This is a genomic window from Streptomyces sp. NPDC037126, from assembly GCF_055605965.1.
Genome location: NZ_JBVJTD010000002.1, coordinates 712240 through 733840 on the forward strand (window position 1 = coordinate 712240; position 21601 = coordinate 733840).

General features: G+C 72.5%; 15 protein-coding genes and 1 pseudogene. 14 read left to right on the plus strand and 2 right to left on the minus strand.

Features of this window, described 5'->3' with window-relative positions:
• The first annotated feature begins 31 nt into the window (after nt 1-31).
• The 10 genes and pseudogenes from ACZ7FF_RS08240 to ACZ7FF_RS08285 all read left to right on the plus strand — a co-directional run bounded on the left by ACZ7FF_RS08240 (nt 32) and on the right by ACZ7FF_RS08285 (nt 13439).
• Nucleotides 32-490 carry a GPW/gp25 family protein gene (locus tag ACZ7FF_RS08240; protein ID WP_470810459.1) on the plus strand — a complete coding sequence of 153 codons (459 nt, stop codon included), beginning with the start codon at nt 32-34 and terminating at the stop codon, nt 488-490.
• Nucleotides 490-2448 carry a putative baseplate assembly protein gene (locus tag ACZ7FF_RS08245; RefSeq protein ID WP_470810461.1) on the plus strand — a complete coding sequence of 653 codons (1959 nt, stop codon included), beginning with the start codon at nt 490-492 and terminating at the stop codon, nt 2446-2448. Before ACZ7FF_RS08240 ends, ACZ7FF_RS08245 begins: the two co-directional genes overlap by 1 nt.
• Nucleotides 2449-2470: 22 nt before the next feature.
• Complete coding sequence (locus tag ACZ7FF_RS08250) at nt 2471-3040, plus strand: phage tail protein (protein ID WP_470810463.1); 570 nt, start codon at nt 2471-2473, stop codon at nt 3038-3040.
• Nucleotides 3037-4665: an NADase-type glycan-binding domain-containing protein gene (locus ACZ7FF_RS08255; protein WP_470810464.1), complete on the plus strand. Its 1629-nt coding sequence runs from the start codon at nt 3037-3039 to the stop codon at nt 4663-4665. Before ACZ7FF_RS08250 ends, ACZ7FF_RS08255 begins: the two co-directional genes overlap by 4 nt.
• Nucleotides 4666-4891: 226 nt before the next feature.
• Entirely contained in the window at nt 4892-6481 is a 1590-nt protein-coding gene (locus ACZ7FF_RS08260) for an FAD-binding oxidoreductase (protein WP_470810466.1), read from the plus strand.
• Between the two features lie 58 nt (nt 6482-6539).
• On the plus strand, nt 6540-7070 hold the full coding sequence (locus tag ACZ7FF_RS08265) for a hypothetical protein (protein ID WP_470810468.1): 531 nt from the start codon (nt 6540-6542) through the stop codon (nt 7068-7070).
• A 67-nt stretch (nt 7071-7137) separates the two neighbouring features.
• The gene (locus ACZ7FF_RS08270) at nt 7138-7632 is read left to right on the plus strand and encodes a MarR family winged helix-turn-helix transcriptional regulator (RefSeq protein WP_470810470.1); all 495 of its coding nucleotides are present in this window, start codon (nt 7138-7140) and stop codon (nt 7630-7632) included.
• Between the two features lie 119 nt (nt 7633-7751).
• Entirely contained in the window at nt 7752-9965 is a 2214-nt protein-coding gene (locus tag ACZ7FF_RS08275; RefSeq protein WP_470810606.1) for an MFS transporter, read from the plus strand.
• 56 nt (nt 9966-10021) lie between these two features.
• Nucleotides 10022-10319, plus strand: a pseudogene (locus tag ACZ7FF_RS08280) (cysteine hydrolase family protein); the annotation flags it as partial.
• A 354-nt stretch (nt 10320-10673) separates the two neighbouring features.
• Nucleotides 10674-13439 carry an ATP-binding protein gene (locus tag ACZ7FF_RS08285; protein WP_470810471.1) on the plus strand — a complete coding sequence of 922 codons (2766 nt, stop codon included), beginning with the start codon at nt 10674-10676 and terminating at the stop codon, nt 13437-13439.
• A gap of 27 nt (nt 13440-13466) precedes the next feature.
• Here the strand turns inward: ACZ7FF_RS08285 and ACZ7FF_RS08290 are convergent, their stop codons facing one another.
• Nucleotides 13467-14627, minus strand: coding sequence for a PucR family transcriptional regulator (locus ACZ7FF_RS08290; protein ID WP_470810472.1), 1161 nt, complete (start codon nt 14625-14627; stop codon nt 13467-13469).
• 66 nt (nt 14628-14693) lie between these two features.
• On the opposite strand from ACZ7FF_RS08290, the gene ACZ7FF_RS08295 reads away from it, so the two are divergent.
• The 4 genes from ACZ7FF_RS08295 (at nt 14694) to ACZ7FF_RS08310 (ending at nt 19896) form a co-directional block, all read left to right on the plus strand.
• A complete protein-coding gene (locus ACZ7FF_RS08295) occupies nt 14694-15956 on the plus strand; it encodes an alkyl sulfatase dimerization domain-containing protein (RefSeq protein ID WP_470810473.1) in 1263 nt (420 codons plus the stop codon).
• 78 nt (nt 15957-16034) lie between these two features.
• On the plus strand, nt 16035-17153 hold the full coding sequence (locus tag ACZ7FF_RS08300) for a Ca2+-dependent phosphoinositide-specific phospholipase C (protein WP_470810475.1): 1119 nt from the start codon (nt 16035-16037) through the stop codon (nt 17151-17153).
• 11 nt (nt 17154-17164) lie between these two features.
• Nucleotides 17165-18109, plus strand: a complete 945-nt coding sequence (locus ACZ7FF_RS08305) for an SCO6745 family protein (protein ID WP_470810476.1) — start codon at nt 17165-17167, stop codon at nt 18107-18109.
• Between the two features lie 134 nt (nt 18110-18243).
• A complete protein-coding gene (locus tag ACZ7FF_RS08310) occupies nt 18244-19896 on the plus strand; it encodes a beta-1,3-glucanase family protein (RefSeq protein ID WP_470810478.1) in 1653 nt (550 codons plus the stop codon).
• A 120-nt stretch (nt 19897-20016) separates the two neighbouring features.
• Here the strand turns inward: ACZ7FF_RS08310 and ACZ7FF_RS08315 are convergent, their stop codons facing one another.
• Nucleotides 20017-21276, minus strand: a complete 1260-nt coding sequence (locus tag ACZ7FF_RS08315) for a protein kinase domain-containing protein (RefSeq protein ID WP_470810480.1) — start codon at nt 21274-21276, stop codon at nt 20017-20019.
• Nucleotides 21277-21601: the final 325 nt, after the last annotated feature.

Here is a 21601-nt window from a genome sequence, read left to right on the forward strand (position 1 = left end):
ACCGTGTCTGTCGAAGGTGGATGTGGATCTGATGGCCGAACAGTTCGTCGGCTCCGGCTGGTCGTTCCCGCTGCGCATCGGGCCGACCGGGGGCATCGCCCTGGTCAGCGGCGAGCGGGAGATCGAGGAGGCGATCAGGCTCGTGCTGTCGACCGCGCCGGGCGAGCGGCCCATGCGGCCCGAGTACGGCTGCGCCATCCACGACCTGGTGTTCGCCCCCGTCAACGAGCAGACCGCGGGCCGCATCCAGTACGAGGTGCACGCGAGCCTGGACCGCTGGGAGCCGCGCATCGAGGTCACCGACGTGGAGGTCACCGCGGGCACCGACCGCAGCGTGCTCTACATCGACGTCCGCTACCGAATCCGCGGCACCAGCAACCCGCGCAGTCTCGTCTTCCCGTTCTACGTCATCCCCTCCCACGAGGAGGACGGCGCCGGCGGCGGTCCGTTCGGCGACGGCCCCGGCAACTCCCCCGAAAGCGACCGCTGATGGCTCTGCCCTCCCCCAACCTCGACGACCGCCGCTTCCAGCAGTTCGTCGACGACGCCAAGCGCTACATCCAGCAGCGCGCCCCGGAGTGGACGGACCACAACGTCTCCGACCCGGGCGTCACCCTCGTCGAGACGGTCGCGCACATGGCCGACCAGATCGTCTACCGGCTCAACCGCGTGCCGGAGAGGAACCACCTGGCCTTCCTCGACCTGGTCGGCATCACTCTCTTCCCGCCGGCGGCGGCCCGCACGGACGTGACGTTCTGGCTGTCGGCACCGCAGGACGGCGTCGTGTCGGTGCCGGTCGGCACCGAGGTCGCCACACTGCGCACCGAGAGCCAGGAGGCGGTGGTCTTCGCCACCGAGCGCGAGTTGGCGGTCGTATCGTGCGAGCTGCGGTTCCTGATGAGGCAGCAGCGGGGCGAGCCGGCCGCCGACCTGACCGCCGACCTGGCCGAGGCGAAGGACCTGCTGTGCTTCGCGGAGGCCCCGAACCCCGGTGACTGCATGCTGGTGGGCCTGTCCGCGGCCGTCCCGCACTGCGCGGTCGTCCTCGACCTGGACAGCAGGGTGGACGGCGTCGGTGTCGACCCCCGCCAACCGCCGCTGGTGTGGGAGGCGTGGACCGCGGACGGCTGGCGGCCCTGCGAGGTCGACAGGGACGGCACCGGCGGCCTGAACCGGCCCGGCGAGGTCGTCCTGCACGTCCCCGGCGGGCACCTGCTGTCGCGCAACGGCGGCCAGGAGGCCGGCTGGCTGCGCTGCCGGGTCACCGAACCCCTCGCCCGGCAGCCCTTCTACACCACCTCCCCCACGGTCCGCGCCGCCGAGGCCTTCACCATGGGCGGCACGACGTCCGCCGTGCACGCGGAGACGGTGTACGACGAGGCGCTCGGCGAGTCCACCGGGCTGCCGGGCCAGCGGCTCAGGCTGGCGCACGCGCCCGTCGTCGGCGACGACCCGCCGCTGCTGCTGCAGACCGCCGAGCACGAGGGCTGGGTGGACTGGCGGGTCGTCCCGCACTTCGCCGCCTCCGGGCCGTACGACCGGCACATCACGCTGGACGCGACGACCGGCGAGGTCGCCTTCGGCCCCGCGGTCCGCGAACCCGACGGCTCCCTGCGCCAGTACGGCGCGGTGGCCGCCAAGGGCTCCGTCGTCCGCGCTCGCCGCTACCGCACCGGCGGCGGCCGGGCCGGGAACGTGGCCCGCGGAGCCGTGCAGATGCTGCGCACCTCCATCCCGTACGTCTCCGAGGTCGTCAACCGCGAGGCCGCGCGCGGCGGTGTGGACGGCGAGACGGTGACGGAGGCGAAGGTGCGCGCGCCGATCACGCTGCGTGCGCAGGAGCGCGCGGTGACCCTGCGGGACTACGAGGAACTGGCGCGCAGGGCCGCCCCCGAGACCGCCCGGATCACCTGCCTGGAGGGCGCCGAGGGCGAGCACGGGGCCTATGCGGTACGGGTGCTGGTGGTACCGCAGGCGGTGCCGGACTCCGGCGGCCGGCTGCGCTTCGAGCAACTCGTGCCCGGTGACTCGCTGTTGGCCCGCATCACCCGTCATCTGGACGAACGGCGCCTGATCGGCACCAGGTTGGCGGTGGGGCCGCCCTTCTACCAGGGCGTCACGGTGGTCGCCACGGTGCACGCCTTCCGCGGTGTCGACGCCGACCGTGTGCGCCGCGAGGCCCACGACGCCCTCTACCGCCACATCGACCCGCTCACCGGCGGGGCGGACGGCAAAGGGTGGCCGTTCGGGCGCCCGGTGCAGGCGGGCGAGGTGTTCGCGGTGCTCCAGCGGGTGCCGGGGGTGGAGCTGGTCGACCAGGTCGTGCTGCATCCGGCCGACCCGCTGACCGGCAAGCGGGGCGACGCGACCGACCGCATCGACCTGGACGCGCCGTCGCTGGTGTTCTCCTTCGACCACCGGGTGCGCGTGATCGGAGACGCGTCGTGAACCGCTCTGAGGGGAGGGCCCGTTGAGAGGCTCGATCGACGGTCTCGGCTCCTCCGCGCCGATCGGCATGATGCTGCCCGCGGTGTTCGCCGACGACGATCTCGCGCAGCGGTTCGTCGCCGGGCTCGACGAGGTGCTGGCGCCCGTCCTGAACGTGCTCGACTGCATGGACACCTACTACCGGCCGTCCCTCGCGCCGCTGGACTTCACGCAGTGGCTCGGCACCTGGGTCGGCGCCGAGACCGACGGCACCGAACCGGCGGCGCGGCTGCGGGCGGCCGTGGCCGCGGCCGCCCACCTGCACCGGATCCGCGGCACCCGGCGGGGGCTGGCGGAGGCGGTGCGGCTCGCGTTCGGCGTCGAACCGGAGATCACCGAGAGCGGCGCCGCCGACTGGAGCGCACGGCCGCTGGGCCCGGTGCCCGGCGAACGCCGCCCGCGGCTCCACGTCCGTCTGCGCCTGCCCCACCCGACCCCGGTGGACGAGCACCGCCTCGCCGCCCTCGTGGCCGCCGCCCGGCCCGCCCACATGCCCTACACGGTCCAGGTGACCGCCGCGACCGCTCCGCTCGAAAGGACCCCGGAACCATGACGACCACCCAGAACTGCGCCGAATGCGGCACCCGCGCGGAACCGGGCCAGTCGTTCTGCGACGCCTGCGGTGCCGTGCTGAGCTGGACGGACCGGGCGGCCCCGCGCAGGACGCCGGAGCGCGCCGCATCGGAGTCGGCCTCCTCCGGCCGCACGGGCGACGACGCGCCCCCGGGCGCGGGCACGGCCGTGAGCACGGACACGGGACGACCGGCGAGGGCCGCGGCGAACAACACGGACGGACCCGGCACGGGACGGCCGACGCCGCCCCGGACGAACCCGGACGGACCCGCTGGCGGTCGGCCCGCGACGGTCGCGACGAACACCACGGGTGAACCCGGTACGGGACGGCCCGCGACGGGGACCGGCGGTGTCGTGGACGGTGGCGCCACGGCGCCCGGCGCCGGCGGCCCGGGCCGGGACGCCTCGGGTCAGGTCGGTGGCGCGCGTGCGCCGTGGGATCTGCCCGGCGCGCAGGCCCAGGGTCCGGCACCGGCGGCCGGCGGCCACGGACGCGCCGGCGACCGGAACGCGCAGGCGGCCGGCGGCGGTACGGACGCCCCCGCGACGACCGCCGCCCCGGCCCCCGGCGGCGAGACGCACGGAACCTACGGAACCCACGACGCGGCGCACGGGGCCGACGCGGCGCACCGGACCGACGGTACGGCCCCCACCGAGCCCCTGCCCGCGGCGCACGGCGCACCCGGCGCCCCGCCCGCCCTCGGCGACACCATGAACCACCGCGCCCGGCAACTCCTCGTCCCCGTGAACGATCCCGAGCAGCGGCCGGCCGCGGAACCCTCCGTCGCACCGGTGCTCCCCGGGCGGCCGGCGCCGCAGCGGCCGCAGGTGGTGCGCGCGCCCGGTGAGGAACTCGGCGCCGGCGGCGGGACGCCGTGCCCCTGGTGCGCCACGCCCAACCGGCCGGACCGGCACTTCTGTGCCCGCTGCGCGATGCCGATGACCAGGGAGGAGCAGGCCGGTGTGCGGCGCCCGTGGTGGCGTCGGATGCTGGACTTCCGCAACCGGGAGACGCCCTGGGCCGGGGAGCGGCCCCGACTGCGCCGCGCCTTCGACCGCGTCCTGGGCTGGCTGGGCGCCGCGGTCGTGCTGGTCCTCCTGGTCGTCCTGGCGTTCAACATCCCCACGGCCGTCGACGCGGCCAAGGACCACTTCGCCAAGCGCGCCTCGGTCGCCCCGGACCGTGTCGCAGCGTCCCGCTCCTACGCGGGCCACCCGGCCAAACTGGCCTTCGACAAGTGGAACAACACCTGGTGGGGGCCGGGTGTCTCGGGGTCCGGCGAGGGCCAGTGGATCGAGGCCAGGTTCGACCAGCCGACCCGGCTGCTGGACCTGATCATCACCCCGGGCGTCTCCACCCACGCCGACCAGCTCCAGAAGGAGGCGCTGCCGCACCGGCTCAAGGCCACCGTCACCGACGACAAGGGCAAGATCTCCACGCGCGAACTCACCCTCGACCAGAGCGCCGGCGGCCAGCGCGTCCCCTTCCGCGTCGGCGCGGTGACCAGCGTTCGCTTCACCCTGGAGTCCGCCTACTTCACCGCCGAGAAGAAGCAGGTCGCCATCGCCGAGATCGAGTTCTTCGGCCCGTCCAGCAACAGCTGACACGCGGGCACCCGGCTACGACGAGGTGGCGAGGACCGCAACCGCAAGGCCCAGGTCCTCACCCCCTCCCCGCCGTGTCTGCGCTGTTTGGCGGTGCGTCACTCGCCCTTTCGGGTGGCGGGCCTGGCGGGTGGGACGGCGGCGGGGGCGGCAGCGGCCGACGATCAGCGAACTGGTCGACAGGATCGCAGGTGAGCCTGCGAGCGCTGCGTGAGGGTAGGTCACTGTGATCGACAGGCGGGACGTGCTGCGGGCAGGCGTGTTGGGTACCGCTGCCGGGGCGCTGGCGCTCCAGGTGCCGGAGAGTGCGGCTGCGGTGCCCGAGACGGCGAGGCCGGTCGGCGACCGGGACTGGAGGCGGCTGGCCAACGCGCTGTCCCCCGGGGCCACCCTGTACCGGCCGTACGACTCCGGGTACCCGTCGCTGGCCCTGCCGTTCAACCACAGGTACGACGCGATCCGGCCCGCCGGCATCGTCGCCTGCGCGACCACCGGGGACGTGTCCGCATGCGTCCGCTGGGCTCGTGAGGTGGGGCTGCCCGCCGTGCCGCGCACCGGCCTCGGACACAACTACGCGGGCTATTCCACCACCACGGGCCTGCTGCTGAACATGGCCCGCATGAAGAGCATCGTCTCCACGCCGAACCCGGGCGCCCGTTCCCGGGTCTACGGGCCGATGAAGGTCGTACACGACGCCGGCACCGTCACCGTCGGGGCCGGCGTCACCAACGGCGACCTGCATCCGCTGCTGGAGAACCACGGCATGTTCGTGCCGACCGGTCGTTGCCCCAGCGTCGGGGTCGCGGGGCTGGTGCTGGGCGGGGGCATCGGCTTCAGCGACAAGATGTTCGGCCTGACCTGCGACCGGCTCGTCTCCACGACCGTCGTGCTCGCCGACGGACGCGTGGTCAAGGCCGGCAAGGACGCGCACCCCGACCTGTACTGGGGCTGCCGCGGCGGAGCCGGCAACAACTTCGGCGTCAACACCTCGTTCACCTTCCAGTACGAGCAGTTCCAGGGAACCGTGGGGTTCTACCAGTTCCGCTGGAGCCTGGACTCCGTACTGCCGGCGGTCGCCGTCGCGCAGCACATCGCCCAGGACGAGGCGGGCGACAAGCGGTTCCACCTGCGTCTGGGCATCGGGACCAGCGGGACGACCAGGACGCAGATCCACGCGAACGCCAACGTCAACGCCATCGGCCAGTTCTACGGCACCGTCCAGGAGCTGCGTGCCATCCTCGAACCGCTGCTGGGGATCGGCACGGCCGAGGAACGCGCCCGCAACAGCGCGTCCGTCCGTCAGGTCACCCCCGGTGAGGCGAGCGAACTGCTGAGCGCCACCACGCCGATCGACCGCTTCGCCACCAAGTCGGCGATGCTGGACTCCCGCACGCTCCTGACCGAGCAGCAGGTCGGCGCGGCCGCCGAGCGCCTGCTGGAGTGGCCCGGCAGCGGCAACGAGGACGGGGCCGGGTTCGCGATGTTCGCCCTCGGCGGCGAGATCAACCGGGTGCCGGCGAACGCGACCGCGTTCGTCCACCGGAACGACCTCTTCGTCTTCGCCGCCGAGACCTCGTGGGCGGACTACGACCGCCCCAGCGTCGCCGACGCCAACCTGCACTGGCTCAAGGAGTTCTACGACGACATCTTCGCCGGCAGGATGCCCGAACACGCGTACCAGAACTTCCCGGACCCGACCCTGAAGAACTGGCAGCGGGCCTACTACGGCTCGAACTACCCCCGTCTGGTCGAGGTGAAGCGGAAGTACGACCCGACGGGCTTCTTCGACTACCCGCAGGCGATCGGCAGGCGCTGAGCGAGGCCCGCCAGAACCGCCGACCCGCTCTGCTGACAGGCGACGATCAGGAGTGAGGATGCTCGCTGCCCCCGCCCCGCACCCGTCCGGCGGCGACCGGCACCCCCCGTTGCGACAGCGGTGGCGCCAGGTGCTCGACGATCACACCGGCCCCACCCAGCGCTCGCTCATGGCGGCCTGGCTCGGCTTCGGCTGCACCTTCGGCGCGGCGCGGCTGATCACGCACGGCATCCGGGGCGGCTGGCTGCCCTGGGGCAACATCACCGCCGGCAGCACCCACCTGCACCACTACAACATCGGCATCGCCACCCTGGCGGGCGTCGGCCTCGTGGCGGTGCGCGGCGACCAGGTCTACGTCGGGCATCCCGGGGTCGGCGCCCTGTACGGCGCGGGCTCGGCGCTGATCGCCGACGAGTTCGCCCTGCTCCTGGACCTGAAGGACGTCTACTGGGCCAAGGAGGGACGCATCAGCGTGGACGTGTCCCTGGGCATCCTGAGCGCGCTGGGGCTCTACCTGACCGCGGCGCCGTTCTGGCACGAGATCACCAAGGTCACCGGCACCCACGTCCGCCGGCGCCTCGCCTCCTGACCGCCGCGGAATCTCTATACGAAGATTTTCATAGGGTACCTATATAGGAGAGTGATACTTAAAGAGTGTGGATCACTTCTCCGAGGACTCGGACGCCCGGCAGACCGCGCGGGCGCTGGCGGAGACCGCCTCGTCCGTGATCAGGGTCGTGGCGGATCGCCGCGGCATGAGCTTCACGGCCGCCTCCACCCTGGCCCGGCTCGAACGCGAGGGCCCTCTCCGGCTCACTCTCCTGGCGGCGGCGGAGGGCGTGACCCAGCCGTCGATGACCCAGTTGGTGCAGCGGCTGGAGCGCCAGGGCCTGGCCCTGCGCGTCGGAGACGAGGTCGACGGGCGAGTGACCCTCGTCGCGATCAGCGACACCGGGCGAGAGGTGCTCGCCGAGCGCCGGCAGGCGCGGGACGCCGGTCTGGCCGAGTTGGTGGCCGCACTGCCGGACGAGGACCGTCGGGCACTGGGCGCGGCGATGCGCGTCGTCGCCCCGCTCGTCCAGCGCATGCTCGGAGACGGCCCACGGCCGGCTTCCCCGCCCGGACGGCGAGACAACGGGAGCGATGAATGACGACCAGGGAGACCGGCCACATACCCGGTGCCGCCGGCCGGACGGGGCGCCGTCGCGGGCTGATCGGCTCGGACCACCCCCGCTACAAGTGGGTGGCGCTGACCAACACCACGGTGGGCATGCTCCTCGCCACCATCAACAGCTCGATCGTCCTGATCTCGCTGCCCGGCATCTTCACCGGCATCCACCTCGACCCGCTGGAGCCCGCCAACGTCAGCTACCTGCTGTGGATGCTGATGGGCTACATGCTCGTCACCGCCGTCCTGGTCGTCGCGCTCGGCAGGCTCGGCGACATGATGGGCAGGGTCCGCATCTACAACGCGGGCTTCCTGATCTTCACGCTCACCTCGGTGGTCCTCTCGCTCGACCCCTTCCACGGCGGTGCCGGGGCCCTGTGGCTGATCGGCTGGCGCATCGTCCAGGCCGTCGGCGGTTCGATGCTGATGGCCAACTCCGCGGCGATCCTCACCGACGCCTTCCCCATGCGGCAGCGCGGCATGGCCCTGGGGGTCAACATGGTGGCGGGCATCGCCGGCTCGTTCCTCGGACTGGTGCTCGGCGGAGTCCTCGTCACCTGGAACTGGCGCTCGATCTTCTGGGTCAACGTCCCCATCGGCCTGATCGGCACGGTGTGGGCGTACAAGTCCCTGCACGAGACCGGTGTGCGCAGGCCGGGGCGGATGGACTGGTGGGGCAACATCACCTTCGCCGTCGGCCTGACCGCGCTGCTCGCCGGGATCACCTACGGCATCCAGCCGTACGGCGGCCACACGATGGGCTGGACCAGCCCGTGGGTGCTGGCCGGGCTGGTCGGAGGGGCCGCGATGCTCGCGGTCTTCTGCGTCGTGGAGATGAAGGTCGCCGAGCCGATGTTCCCGCTGCGCCTGTTCCGCAACGCGGCCTTCGCCGGGGGCAACGCCGCCACCCTGCTGGGCGCCGTCGCACGGGGCGGTCTGCAGTTCATGCTCATCATCTGGCTCCAGGGCATCTGGCTGCCGCTGCACGGTTACGACTACGCCGACACGCCTCTGTGGGCGGGCATCTACATGCTCCCGCTGACCATCGGCTTCCTGCTCGCCGGGCCCCTCTCCGGTGCGCTGTCGGACAAGTTCGGCGCACGGCTGTTCGCCGCTTCCGGCTTCCTGGTGATGGCGCTGTCCTTCGCCGGGCTGCTCGTCCTGCCGAGCGACTTCTCCTACGGGGTGTTCGCCGCCCTGATCCTGCTCAACGGCCTCGGCGGCGGCCTGTTCGCCGCTCCCAACACGGCGATCATCATGTCGAACGTGCCGGCCGACGCCCGCGGTGCCGCCTCCGGCATGCGCGCGACCTTCCAGAACGCCGGCATGGTGCTGTCCATGGGCGTGTTCTTCTCGCTCATGGTGGCCGGGCTCTCCGGCACCCTGTCCGGCACCCTCTCGTCCGGGCTGACCGCCCAGGGCGTCCCCGCCGGCGCCGCCCACAACGTCGCGCAGCTGCCACCCGTGGGCGTCCTGTTCGCCGCGTTCCTCGGCTACAACCCGATCCAGCACCTGCTGGGTCCGTCGATCCTCGCCCACCTGTCGCCCTCGGCCACGGCGCACCTCACCGGACGCGAGTTCTTCCCCCATCTGATCTCGCAGCCCTTCCACGACGGCCTGGTCGTGGTCTTCTCCCTCGCCATCGCCATGTCCCTGGCCGCCGCGCTCGCCTCACTGATCAAGGGCCGCACGGCGGACACGGCGAGCGAGAGCCCCTCGCCGGAGCCGGCTGCGGCTGCGGTGCCTGCCCCGGAACCGGTCGTGGAGGGCCCGTCGGGCGGGGTGCAGGCGGGCGGTTCGGCGGGGGTGCTGCGCGGCCGGGTGCGCGACAGCGCGGGACAGCCCGTCGCCCACGCGGCCCTCACCCTCGTCGACGGGTCCGGCCGGCAGAGGGCGCTCGCCAGGACCGGAGATGACGGCACCTACACGCTGACGGCGACGGAGCCCTCCTCGTCGTACACGCTGGTCGTGTCGGCCGAGGGACACCAGCCCGGCGCCGTGCGCGTGGGCTCCGGAACCGAACGGGCCGTCCCGGACGTCACGCTGGCCGGGCTGGGCGGCGTGCACGGGACCGTGCGTCACCGGCACACCGGCCTCCCCGTGGCCGACGCGCGCGTCACCCTGCTGGACACCTCGGGCGAGGTGGTGGCCTCGGCGCTGACGGTCGCCGACGGCACGTACACCCTGCGCAACCTGGCCCCGGGCGCCTACACCGTCGTCACCTCCGGTTACGCGCCGGTGGCCACGGACGTGGCGCTGGGGGACGGGGACGACCGGCAGGTGGATCTCCGCCTGGGGCACGACGGCGTCGGCTGACAGACGCCGCCCGTCCTGAACGACCAAGCCCTACAGGGCCGTTGGACGGGACCGGCGCCGGTACTCGGATCCACGTCGTCAACGACGGCGGCGAGGGCCCTTTACGACATCCGCGCCGAGATCGGCCGGATCCACCCCCGGGTCGCCCCGGTCGAGGGCGAGGCCACCGTGGTGAAGGGCGCCCCGAACGCGTTCCTCGACACCGGCCTCGGCGAGCTGGCCGCCGCCTGCGCCACCCGCACCCTGAGGACCGCCGTCGCCGAAGTCCCGGCCGAACAGCTCCACCACAGCGCGCTCGCCACCATCGAGGACCTGTACGGCATCGTCGTCCCCACCACAACCGACCTCCCCTAAGCCCCCTCTCGGGCCCCCCGAGCCACGCCCAGAACCCCACCCCATCCGACCCCCGAGGGGAACCTCGACCGCCTGAGGCGGGGGTGGTGTGTTCGTCGAGGTTCATCGGAGGTCCCTCGTGCGGTGGAACGTGCTTCGCGGCGCCGTTGACGCCCTGCTCCACGGCAGGGCGCCGTCGCGTCGGCGGATGTCCGGGCAGGAGCGAGCGTCCACTCGGGGTTCCGTCGCGGTGCTCGCGGTCTACCACTTCGGCTCGGTGTCGGGAAGGCCGCCGGCATGGTTCCCGCACATTTCTGCCGCGCATCGTCCCACTTCGCTAGGCTGGCCGACAGGCCGAACAGCGAGGGGAACAGCGTGCCGGAACAGGAGCGCAACGAGCGGCGAATCGGTTCGGACGGCCCCAGCCGGGCGGGCGCGCCTCTGTACGAGCGTGACGACGAAGTCGCCGCCGCGCGGGAGGCGGTGGAGGCGCTCTGCGCGCGCTCGGCGGACAGCGGTGGCCGACGTGGCGGCCTGCTCTTCCTGAGCGGCGCCGCGGGACTGGGCAAGACGACCTTGCTAGCCGAGATCCGCGGCATGGCCGCCGCCCGAGGGTGCACGGTCCTGTCCGCGCGCGGCAGCGAGCAGGAGCACACGGTTCCCTTCCACGTCGTCCGGCAACTCCTGCAACCCGTCCTGGCATCCTGCGACGAGGCCGAGCGCCGCGAGATCTTCGGGGGCTGGTACGAGATCGCGGGGCCGGCCGTCGGCCTCTTCGCCCAGCAGGCCGGTACCTCCATGCCCGATCCGCAGGGCGTACGGGACGGCCTGGACTGGGTCCTCACCCAGCTCGCCGTGCGCAAGGCACCGATCGTCATGGTCGTCGACGACGCGCACTGGGGTGACGCGGAGTCCCTCGCCTGGCTCGCCGCATTCGCCGTGCGGGTGCAGGAACTTCCCGTCCTGATCGTCCTGGGGTACCGCCCGGACGAACTGCCCGCCGAGGCCACGGCGTTCCGTGAGCTCGTCGGCGGCCGCGGCTCGCACCCGATCAACCTGCGCGCCCTCAGCCCCGACTCCGTGGCGAAGCTCGTCCGCAGCGCACTCGGACCGGACGCGGACGACGCCTTCTGCCGTGAGTGCTGGGCGGTCACCGGCGGCAACCCCTACGAGAGCGTCGAACTCGTCGCCAAGGTCCAGGACCGGGGCCTGTCCCCCACCGAGGAATCGGCCCACCTGCTGCGGAACCTCGGCGCGTCGTCCCGCGGCACCGGACTGGTCAAGCGGCTGGAGAGGCTCGGCAACGGCGCCGTGCGGCTCGCCTGGTCGGCGGCGGTGCTCGGTACCGAGATCTCCCCCGAACTGGCGGCCTCGGTGGCCGGGCTGCCGCCGGCCGAGGCCCAGGACGCCACGGACAGACTGCGCGTCGCCCGTATCCTGACCGGCACCAGGACGCTCGAGTTCGTCCACCCCCTCATCGCCACCGCCGTGTACCGCGCCATCCCCCCGGCGATGCGCACCGCCATACACGGACAGGCCGCCTCCGCGGTGACCGACGCGGGCCTGAACATCACGGTCGCCGCCCGGCACCTGCTGGAGACCCATCCGAGCAACGACCCGCAGACCGTCGAGCAGTTGCGCGCCGCCGCGCGGGAGAACCTCCGCCAGGGCGCTCCGGACGCCGCCCGCCGCTGCCTGGAGCGCGCGCTGCGCGAACCGCCCCCGGCCGAGGAGCGCGCGGCGGTGCTCTACGAGCTCGGCTGCTCCGCCCTGCTCACCTCCCCGGCCACCACGGTCAACCACCTCTCGGCGGCCCTGGAGCTCCCCGACCTCGATCCCACGCTCAGGGAGGACGCCACTTTCCGGTTGGCGCAGGCCCTCGCCCACAACGACCAACTCGGCGAGGCGGCCGCCGTGGTGGGCGCGGAGGCCGCCCACGCGCGGTCGTACGGGGCGCGGCTGCGGCTGCAGGCCGCGCACCACCTGTGGCTGGTCTTCGACACGCACGAGGCGGAGGCCTCTGTCCGCTCGCGACGGCTCGCGCGGCTCGCCGAGCACCTGTCCGGGCAGAACGCGGGCGAGAAGGCCCTGCTGTGCCTGCGTACCTGGGACGCCACCCTGCGCGGTGAGCCGGCCGAAAGCGCGCTGGCGGTCGCCGCACACGCCGTGGGGCTCGGCTACACCGACCCTGACTGGGGTTTCGAGCTGCCCAGCATCACCGCACTCGGCTACATGTACGCCGACCAGTGCGACCGCGCGGAGGAACTGTTCAGCTCCGCCATCGCCGAGTGCCAGCAGGTCGGGTGGAGCGGCGCGCACCTCTCCTTCGGCTTCAGCCTCCTCGGTCTGGTCCACTTCCGGCGCGGGATGCTCGCCGAGGCCGAGCGCTGCGGGCGTGAGGCGGTCCGGCTGGCCGACCGCGTCGGCCCCAGGCTGCCCGCCAAGTGGTACGCCGTCGGCCTGCTGCTCGACGTCCTCCTGTCCCGCGGCCACACCGAGGAGGCGCTGAGCGTCGCCGAGTTGCACGACTTCGCGCCTCCCTTCCCCAACGCGGTCGTCTTCCCGGACCCCCAGGCGCTGTACGGGCGTCTGCTGCTCGTCCGTGGCCGTCGTACGGAGGCCATCGCCCAACTCACCGCCGCCGGGGAACGGCTGGAGGCCAAGGGCATTCTCAATCCGACCTGGTGCCCCTGGGCGGGACACCTGGCCCTCGCCCTCGCCCCGGAGGACCCCGCGGGCGCCCGCGCTCTCGCGGCGCGGACACTGCACCGCGCGGAGCGCTACGACACGCCCACCGCCGTGGGCGAGGCACTGCGCTTCAGCGCGGCGGTGGCCGAGGACGGGGAAGCCCTGGCGCTGCTGGAGCGCGCGGTGGAGACGCTCGGCAAGTCCCCGAACCAGCACCTGTACGCCGAGGCACAGGTCGACCTCGCCATCGCCCTCAGGCGCTCGGGCCAGGTCCACCGGGCTTCGGAACTGCTCTTCGAGGGCTCCGGCTTGGCGGAGAGATGCGGCGCGGAGCAGCTCGCGGCGCGGGCGCACTCGGAGATCGGCGCGGCCGGCCTCCACCCGAACGAACCGCGCCCTCCTGCGCACTGGGAAGAGCGGACCCCGGAATCCGAGGGGCGAGTGAGGCGCTGACGACACGGCCGGCCGGCGCCGGGGACGCTACTGGTGTTCCCGGCCCGCGATCCGGCGCAGCGTCAGGGCGGTGCCGAAGAGCTGGACACCGCGGGCGGTGCGGGGGTCGACGCCGGTCAACTCCGCGATGCGGACCAGGCGGTTGTCGACCGTGTTGGGGTGCACGTCGAGTGCGTGAGCCGCACGGCGCCGGTCGAAGTCGCAGTCGAGGAAGACGGCCACCGTCGCGGTCAGGCCGGGATGCCGGTCCAGCGACTCCAGGAGGGCGTCCAGTTCGGGTGCGCTGTCCGGGGCCCCCGACAGGTGGTAGTCGAGCAGCACGTCCCGCACCCGGTACACGCCGGGTGCGTCCGCGACGGCTGCGACCCGGCGGGCCCGTTCGGCCGCGGCGGGGACCTCCCCCGCGGTGTCCGCGGTGGCGGCGCCGACGATAGGCGCCGTCGGGGGACAGGAGGCGAGCCGGTCGGCGACGGCGTCGAGCGCGGTCGACGCGGGCAGCAGGACCCAGCCACCGAAGTCGTCCGGAAGGCCGAGCACGCGGCCCTCGGCCGGCGGGGCGAGCCGGGCGAGGGCTCGGCGCAGCAGCCTGCGTGCCGCCACCGGCGTCCCCGGCCCCGGGGCCCGCACGCTGAGCACCAGGTAGCCGGGTTCCAGGGACATTCCGAGACGGGTGGCGACCGCCTCGGGCTCCTCACCACGGATGAGCGCCCGGGCCAGCTCCCGTGTCGCCGCCTGCCGGTCGGCCAGGCTCGCGAGGTACGCCTCCGTGACGTTCTCGACGGTGGCCTGCAGCGCCCGCAGCTCCATCCGGGTCAGCAACTGCAGCGCCGCCTCCTCGCCGGGACGGGCCAACTCGCCCAGCACGTCCAGCAGTACCTCGGCGCCGACGTGGTACCCCCTGAGCAACTGCACCAGGGGAAGCCCTTCTTCGGCGCGCTCGGCGGCGCGCTCCCGAAACACCCCCGTGTCGATGTCGGGCAGGCCGCGCACATGCCGGAGGAACCCACGTATCGCAAGGCGGGCCGTCGCCGCGATCTCCACGTCCCGCAGCTCCGCGGGCAGGAGGTCGAAGCCGGGCACCTCGGCCCGCTGACGTTCCACGATGGCCCTGGCCAGCCAGTTGACCCGCGGTTCGAGGCGCGCGGCCAGCCGGATCGCGCCGTCCCGTGCAGCGTCTGGTTGTGACATGTCACAACCGTAGGCAGCCGTCGGTGGCCCCGGGGCCGATTGCCGCGCACACCCGTCCACGGTGGCATGGGCACCATGGACTTCTCCCTCACCGACTACGCAGACCAGGTCTGGCAGGGTGCCGTCGACGACAGCATCGTCCGTGCCGGGCAGGCGGGTTCCGGCGTCATCGAGGTGGTCGACGGCGTCGGCTGGTACCCCGGCTTCGGCAACGTCGTCACCTTCCGCACGAACGGCGAGGTCATCCTGTTCGACACCGGCAACCCGCTGGCCGCCGCCGGGCTCCACCAGGCCGTCCGTGCCTGGAGCCGGGACAGGGTGAGCACCGCCGTCTTCTCCCACGGTCACATCGACCATGTCTTCGGGATGGGTCCCTTCGACGCGGAGGACGCGCCACGCCCGACCGTGTTCGCCCACGAGAGGGTCGGGGAAAGGTTCGACCGCTACCTCCTGACGGGCGGCTACAACACCCTCGTCAACCAACGGCAGTTCCAGGCGCCGGACCTGTCCTGGCCGACCCGGTACCGCAGGCCCGACGTGACCTACCGGGACGGGCTCACCCTGACGCGCGGTGAACTGACCTTCGAGCTCTTCCACGTGGAGGGCGAGACCGACGACGCGACCGTCGCCTGGATACCCGAACACCGTGTCCTGTGTCCCGGCGACATGTTCATCTGGGTGTCTCCCAACTGCGGCAACCCCCAGAAGGTGCAACGCCACCCGCGCGAGTGGGCGCTCGCGCTGCGCCGCATGGCGGCCCTGGGCGCGGAGATCATGCTGCCCTCGCACGGAGCACCGGTCTTCGGCGCCGACCGGATCCGCCTGGCGCTCACCGAGACCGCGGAATGGCTGGAGAGCCTGGTCCAGCAGACACTGGACGGGCTCAACGCCGGGGCCCGGCTCGACGAACTCATCCACACCGTACGGCCACCCGCCCGTCTCGCCGACCGGGTCTACCTGCAAGCCAAGTACGACGAACCGGAGTTCATCGTGCGCAACCTGTGGCGGCGCTACGCCGGCTGGTACGACGGCAACCCCGCCAACCTCAAACCGGCCCCTGACGGGCGGCTCGCCACCGCCCTGGCGGACCTCGCGGGCGGTGCGGCCGCGCTGTCGGACGCGGCCCGGCGCTACGCCGACGCGGGCGAGCTGAGGATCGCCGGCCACCTCGCGGAGTTCGCGGTACAGGCCGCCCCCGACGACGCCGCCGTGCACGCCGTGCGCGCCGACGTCAACCAGGCGCGTGCCGAGTCCGAGGCCTCCCTGATGGCCCAGGGCATCTTCACCTGGGCCGCCGCCGAGTCACGAGAACGGTCAGCCAAGCCCTGACCGCGCGCGGACGACGGCGATCCCGCCTCCCTGCCCGGATCGCGCCGCGCGCGACTCCCCCGGACGTAAGGAGTTCCGATGCCCTCCGCTCGAACGGACGCCCGTTCATGGCGCCGCAGAACCTGTGCTCTGGCCGCCACCGTGCTGCTCGCCCTGGCCTCGCCGCTGGCCGCCACGACGCCCGGCCACGCCGCCGCGGTCGAAGCGGCGGCGGACACATCGGCCTTCGACGCCCTTCCCCTGGACCAGATCTCCGCGTCCGGACTGCACAACGCGTACGACAAGAGCAAGTCCAAGTCGATCACCGCAGGCCTCGACCTCGGAGCACACCTGCTGGAGATCGACACGTACACCACCTACGGCGATCCCGGCGGCTGGGTCGTCAGCCATTCCGACCCCTTGGTCAACGACAACAACTGCACCTACACCACGGGATCCGGCGTCTTCAGGACCACCTGGGAGAACGGCAGCCTCAGGACCTGCCTCGACGATCTCAGGGCCTGGAGCGACGCGCACCCCGGTCACGACCCCGTCTACGTCAAGCTCGAACTCAAGTGGGGCTTCCGGTCCGATGCCGGAATGGGGCCGGCCCAGCTGGACCGGCTGGTGGCCGGACACCTCGGCGCCGGGAACCTCTTCACACCCGCGGCCATGCTCGGGACCACCTACCCGACCCTCGACGCGGCGGCGAAGGCCGGTGCCTGGCCCACCTGGAGCCGGCTCCGGGGAAAGTTCATCGTCTTCCCGATCACCGGCACCATCGAGAACAAGCTCGCGGGCTACAAGCTGGACAACCTGTCCACCGAACAGGAATATGCCCAGCACCTGGCCGACCTGTCGACAGCGGGCAGGCTCGGCGAGGCCTCGATGTGGCCGGCCATGACCAAGCCGAGCCCGAGCGGCGACCCCCGCCTCGTCTACGGTGCCGACCTGCGCCCGTGGTTCGTCCTCTTCGACACCCAGGCCACCCGCTGGCTGAACGACGGGTACGCCATGTCGTGGTACTGCCGCAGTCACTACCTCACCGTCGAGGGCTCGGCCGAGAGCGTCGCCCCCACGCTGGACGACACCGACCCCGATCCCGCCGCCGCGGCCCAACGCGTCCAGTACCTCGCCCAGCAGGGCCACTCCAGCGTCACCACCTTCGACTGGATGCACGCGCCCGGCGCGTTCACCCTCTGGCCCCGAAGCTGCTGAGAGGCCCGGACATGTCACAATCCTTCGCCGAACGGCAGGAACCGGTCCCGGACAGCGACTGGCGCGAGACGAGCCGTCGCAACGCGCGCTCCGTGCAGACGACCGTCGGGTGGATCTTCTGGGACCCCGGGGCAGTGGCACGGTTCGGGGCTCGCGGCCTCCCGGGACCGCTCGGCTACATCGCCTCCCGGGGGGCGCCACTCGCGCCCGCCGGGCCCGAGGCCCTGACCGCCGCGTTCGGCACCATCAGCGCGGCCGGCATCGCCCTCGCCTTCGACCTCCTGAAGGGGGACGCGACCGCCTTCCGCGAGTTCTGGCACATGCGGGACGAGGCGGTCGCCGAGGGGCTGGCCCGCCATGCGCCCGGCATCGTCGAGCCGCTGGCCGAGATGGGGCCCACGCTGTGGTCCGCGGTCGACCGCCTCCCGGGGCTGGGGCGCGTGCTGTTCGCCGCGACCGCGTCCATGCCCCGGCCGCGGGATCCTCTGCTGTCGGGCTGGCACGCGGTGAACGCGCTCCGCGAATGGCGGGGGGACACGCACTGGGCCCTGCTGGCGTCGGCCGGTCTGACGCCCTCGGAGGCCTCGATCGTCCACAACGAGTGGCTGGGGTACGAGGACGACTGGCTGTGCAGATCCCGGGGCCGGACGGAACAGGAGATCGACGAGGGCTGGGAGACGCTCTCGCGGAAGGGACTCGCGGAGGAGCACAGGCTCCTTCCTTCCGGGCTCCGGCTGCGCCAGCGGTTGGAGGACCTCACCGACGAACTGACCTCCCTTCCCTGGCGGTTGCTCGGACCGGAGTTCTCCACTGAGTTCGCGGAGCGTCTCGAACCCCCCTGTGAGCTGCTGCTCGCCCGCGTGGACGAAACCGCGGGACCGAACTACCAGCCCGCTTCGCGGTTGCGGGAGCGGTACGTCGCACCCGACGAGGGCATCGGGCCCGAACTGCCCTGAGAGTACGTGCGGTTGGCCAGGGGGACGTCCGGTGAACGCGAGGGTTCCGGAGCCTTGACTGTATTGGTCCAGTCCAATAGCGTCACCCCCGCACAGAACCCCACACGGAACAACATTCCCCCGGGAGGGCCCCTGTGGTTTCCCGACGTTCCTTCCTGGCCGCAGCCGGTGCCGCCACCGCCGCGGCGCTCAGCCCCTTCTCACCGCTGGCCTCCCCAGCCGCGGCGGCGGGAGTCTCGCTCCCCGTGAAGCTGGCGAACAACTCTGGCCACGACACCGTCTACGCCTACATCTCCGGCACCGACAGCAGCGGCTGGCCGGTCTTCGTCTCGGCGAACGGCGCCCTGAACCGGCTGCCCAGTCCGTCGTCCCCGGTGACCCCCATCGCCGACTACTCCATCGCGCTGGGCGTCTCCGGCTCGGCCGCCAGAACCGTCACCCTGACCGACCACGTCATCGGCGGGCGGGTCTGGTTCTCGGTCGGGCAGAAGCTCCAGTTCTTCGTCAACCCGGGCGCCGTGCCCGGCGTGGTCCAGCCCGCCCTGGTCAGCTCCGACCCCAACTGGGCCACCAACTGGACGTTCTGCGAGTTCACCTTCAACAGCGCCAACCTCTACGCCAACATCTCGTACGTCGACATGGTCGCGCTGCCGCTCTCGATGGCCAGCACCGGCAGCGGAGGCAACCAGTCGGTCAGTCCGCTGCCTTCCGGCGCCCTCGCCTCCATCGCCTCCGGTCTCCAGGCACAGCACGCCTCCGACGGGGCCCCCTGGGACAGGCTGGTGGTCACCGACTCCTCCGGTGCGGTGCTGCGCGTCATGTCGCCCTCGCACTCGCCGGTGGACTTCGGCGGCTACTGGGACGACTACCTGAACCGGGTCTGGAGCCACTACGCCTCCACCCCGCTGACCATCAACGGCCAGGGCAGCATCGGTTCCTACACCGGTACCGTCTCCGGCAACGCCATCGTCTTCTCCGGTCTCGACACCGACGGCGTGCCGTTCACCAGGCCGAGCGCCTCCGACATCTTCGGCTGCGCGTCCGGGCCCCTCTACAACTCCGGCGCGGACGCCCGCGGGGCGATAGCCGCCCGGCTCGCCGCCGCGCTCAACCGCAGCTCGCTCCTGGTCCCCGGCGGGAACAACCAGCCCGACGGCGTGGCACCTTCGCGGTACTACACGGACTCGATCACCAACCACTACGCGCGGCTGGTCCACAAGTACGCCGGCATTGGCTACGCCTTCCCCTACGACGACGTCGGCCCGACGGGCTCGGCCCCCGTCGACGGGCACATCCAGGACGGGGCACCCACCTCCTGGAGCATCACCCTGGGCGCCGGCGGCTCCGGTGGAGGATCGGGGGGCGGCTCAAGCACCGTCAGCGCCTACGGCACCATCCAGGCGGAGTCGTACGCGGCGCAGAGCGGGACCACCACCGAGAGCTGCTCCGACACCGGCGGCGGCAGCGACGTGGGCTACATCTCCAACGGCGACTGGCTGAAGTTCTCCTCCGTCGACTTCGGTCCGGCCTCCCCGGCCCAGTTCGAGGCCCGGCTCGCCTCGGGCGCCGCCGCCGGTGTCAGCGGTGCCGTCCAGGTGCGGCTCGACAGCACCACCGGCACGAAGATCGCCGAGATCGACTTCGCCAACAACGGCGGCTGGCAGAACTGGCAGACCGTTCCGGCGAACATCGTCGCCTCCGCCACCGGTGTCCACGACGTCTATCTGGTCTTCTCGGGCAGCAGCTCGGACTTCACCAACGTCAACTGGTTCACCTTCACCCGCTGACCCCGGTGGGACGCGTCGCCGGCTCGCACGCCACGTCTTCGGGCGGCCTGCCGGCGGTCCGCACCCGGGTACCAGTGCCGGTCAGCGGCTGACGTCGGGGGCGGGTGGACGGGCGGGGCTCTACCCCTGACGAGGTGTGCCGGGAGACAGGGTGACCCGCAGGAGGGCGTGACGTGGCACCTGGCTGCCGGGCGAGGGGGTCTGCTCGCACACCCGGCCGGCGGGCGTGCCGGGGTGGGGACACGGCCGGTGCCGGACGGGCTGGACGCGCGCACCGGCGGCCTGGGCGCTCGACCGGGCCTCCCCCATCGTGTCGCCGATCAGCGAGGGCGCCACGATCCGGGGACGAGCGGGGGCGTGGGATCCGGTGACCAGGTAGGTGCACACGGCCGCCAGCAGCACCGCCGTCGCCTGGAGCGAACGGCGCACGCCCCGTCGGCGCACAGGGCGTTCCTCGTGGGGATCGCGGGGTGGCGGCGGCTGGGTGTGCCGGCCCGGCGCGGGTGGCTCCGGCGGCGGCGGGGCGGCCACCGCCGTGGCACGGTCCGCCAGTACCTCCTCGATGGCTGCGCGCATCTCCTCGGCGGTCTGGTACCGGTCCGCCCGGTCCTTGGCCAGCGCGCGCAGCACCAGGGTGTCGTAGGCGGCGGGCAGCCGCGGGGCGTGCGCGGAGGGAGGCGCCGGTGGTTCCGAGAGGTGCTTCATCGCCACGGCCAGCGGCGTGTCACCGGTGAACGGGGGGCGGCGGGTGAGCAGTTCGTAGAGCAGGCAGCCGGTCGAGTACAGGTCGGTGCGGACGTCCACCTGCTCGCCGCGGGCCTGTTCGGGCGAGAGGTACTCGGCGGTGCCCACGACCACCGAGGTGCGGGTGAGGGTCGCGCCGGCCCGGTCCACCGAGCGCGCGATGCCGAAGTCCGCCACTTTCACGGTGCCCTCGTGGGAGAGCATGACGTTCGCCGGTTTGATGTCCCGGTGGACGATGCCGTGGCGGTGGGCGTGATCGAGCGCCTCCAGCACGCCCGCGGTGAGTTCCAGGGCCTGCTCGGGTCCAGCGATCCGCGCCTCGCGCACGAACTGGAGCAGCGTGGTCCCCTTGACGTACTCCATCACGAGGTACGGGACGAGGTGCCCGTCGATCGTGTCCTCGCCCGCGTCGTAGACGGCGACGACGGACGGGTGGCCCAACAGGGCCGTCGAGACGACCTCACGACGGAAACGCGCCCAGTGCTCGGCGTCGGCCGCCAGTTCCGGCCGGAGCGCCTTCACCGCGACCGGGCGGAACAGCAGCAGGTCCTGTGCCAGCCATACTTCGGCCATCCCCCCTTGGCCCAGGACCTGTTCCAGACGGTAACGGCCGCCCAGACGACGTGTGCGATCCACGGTGCTCCCCCTCGCTGCCGGCTTCCGCGGAGGCACCGTAGGGGCGCTTCTTGTGGGATCTCTGTGATCCGGTCCGGCGCTGTGGCTCGTCCCGCCGGCGGTCGGGGGGCACGTCCCGCGCGCCGGACCCGGTGAGACGCGACCGCTGCCGCACCGGGGGTCCGGGAGAGTGCGCTAAGATCGATCCAGAGCCGGTCGCCAGAACTCGGGGCAACCGGCACTGCGTTGGTGGTCCAAGGAAAGACGCCCCGCTTCCTGCGGGGAAATGCAGGTGCAAGGCCTGCCCGGCGCTCGTGACGACGTGAGGCCGGCTCCATGCGTGCAT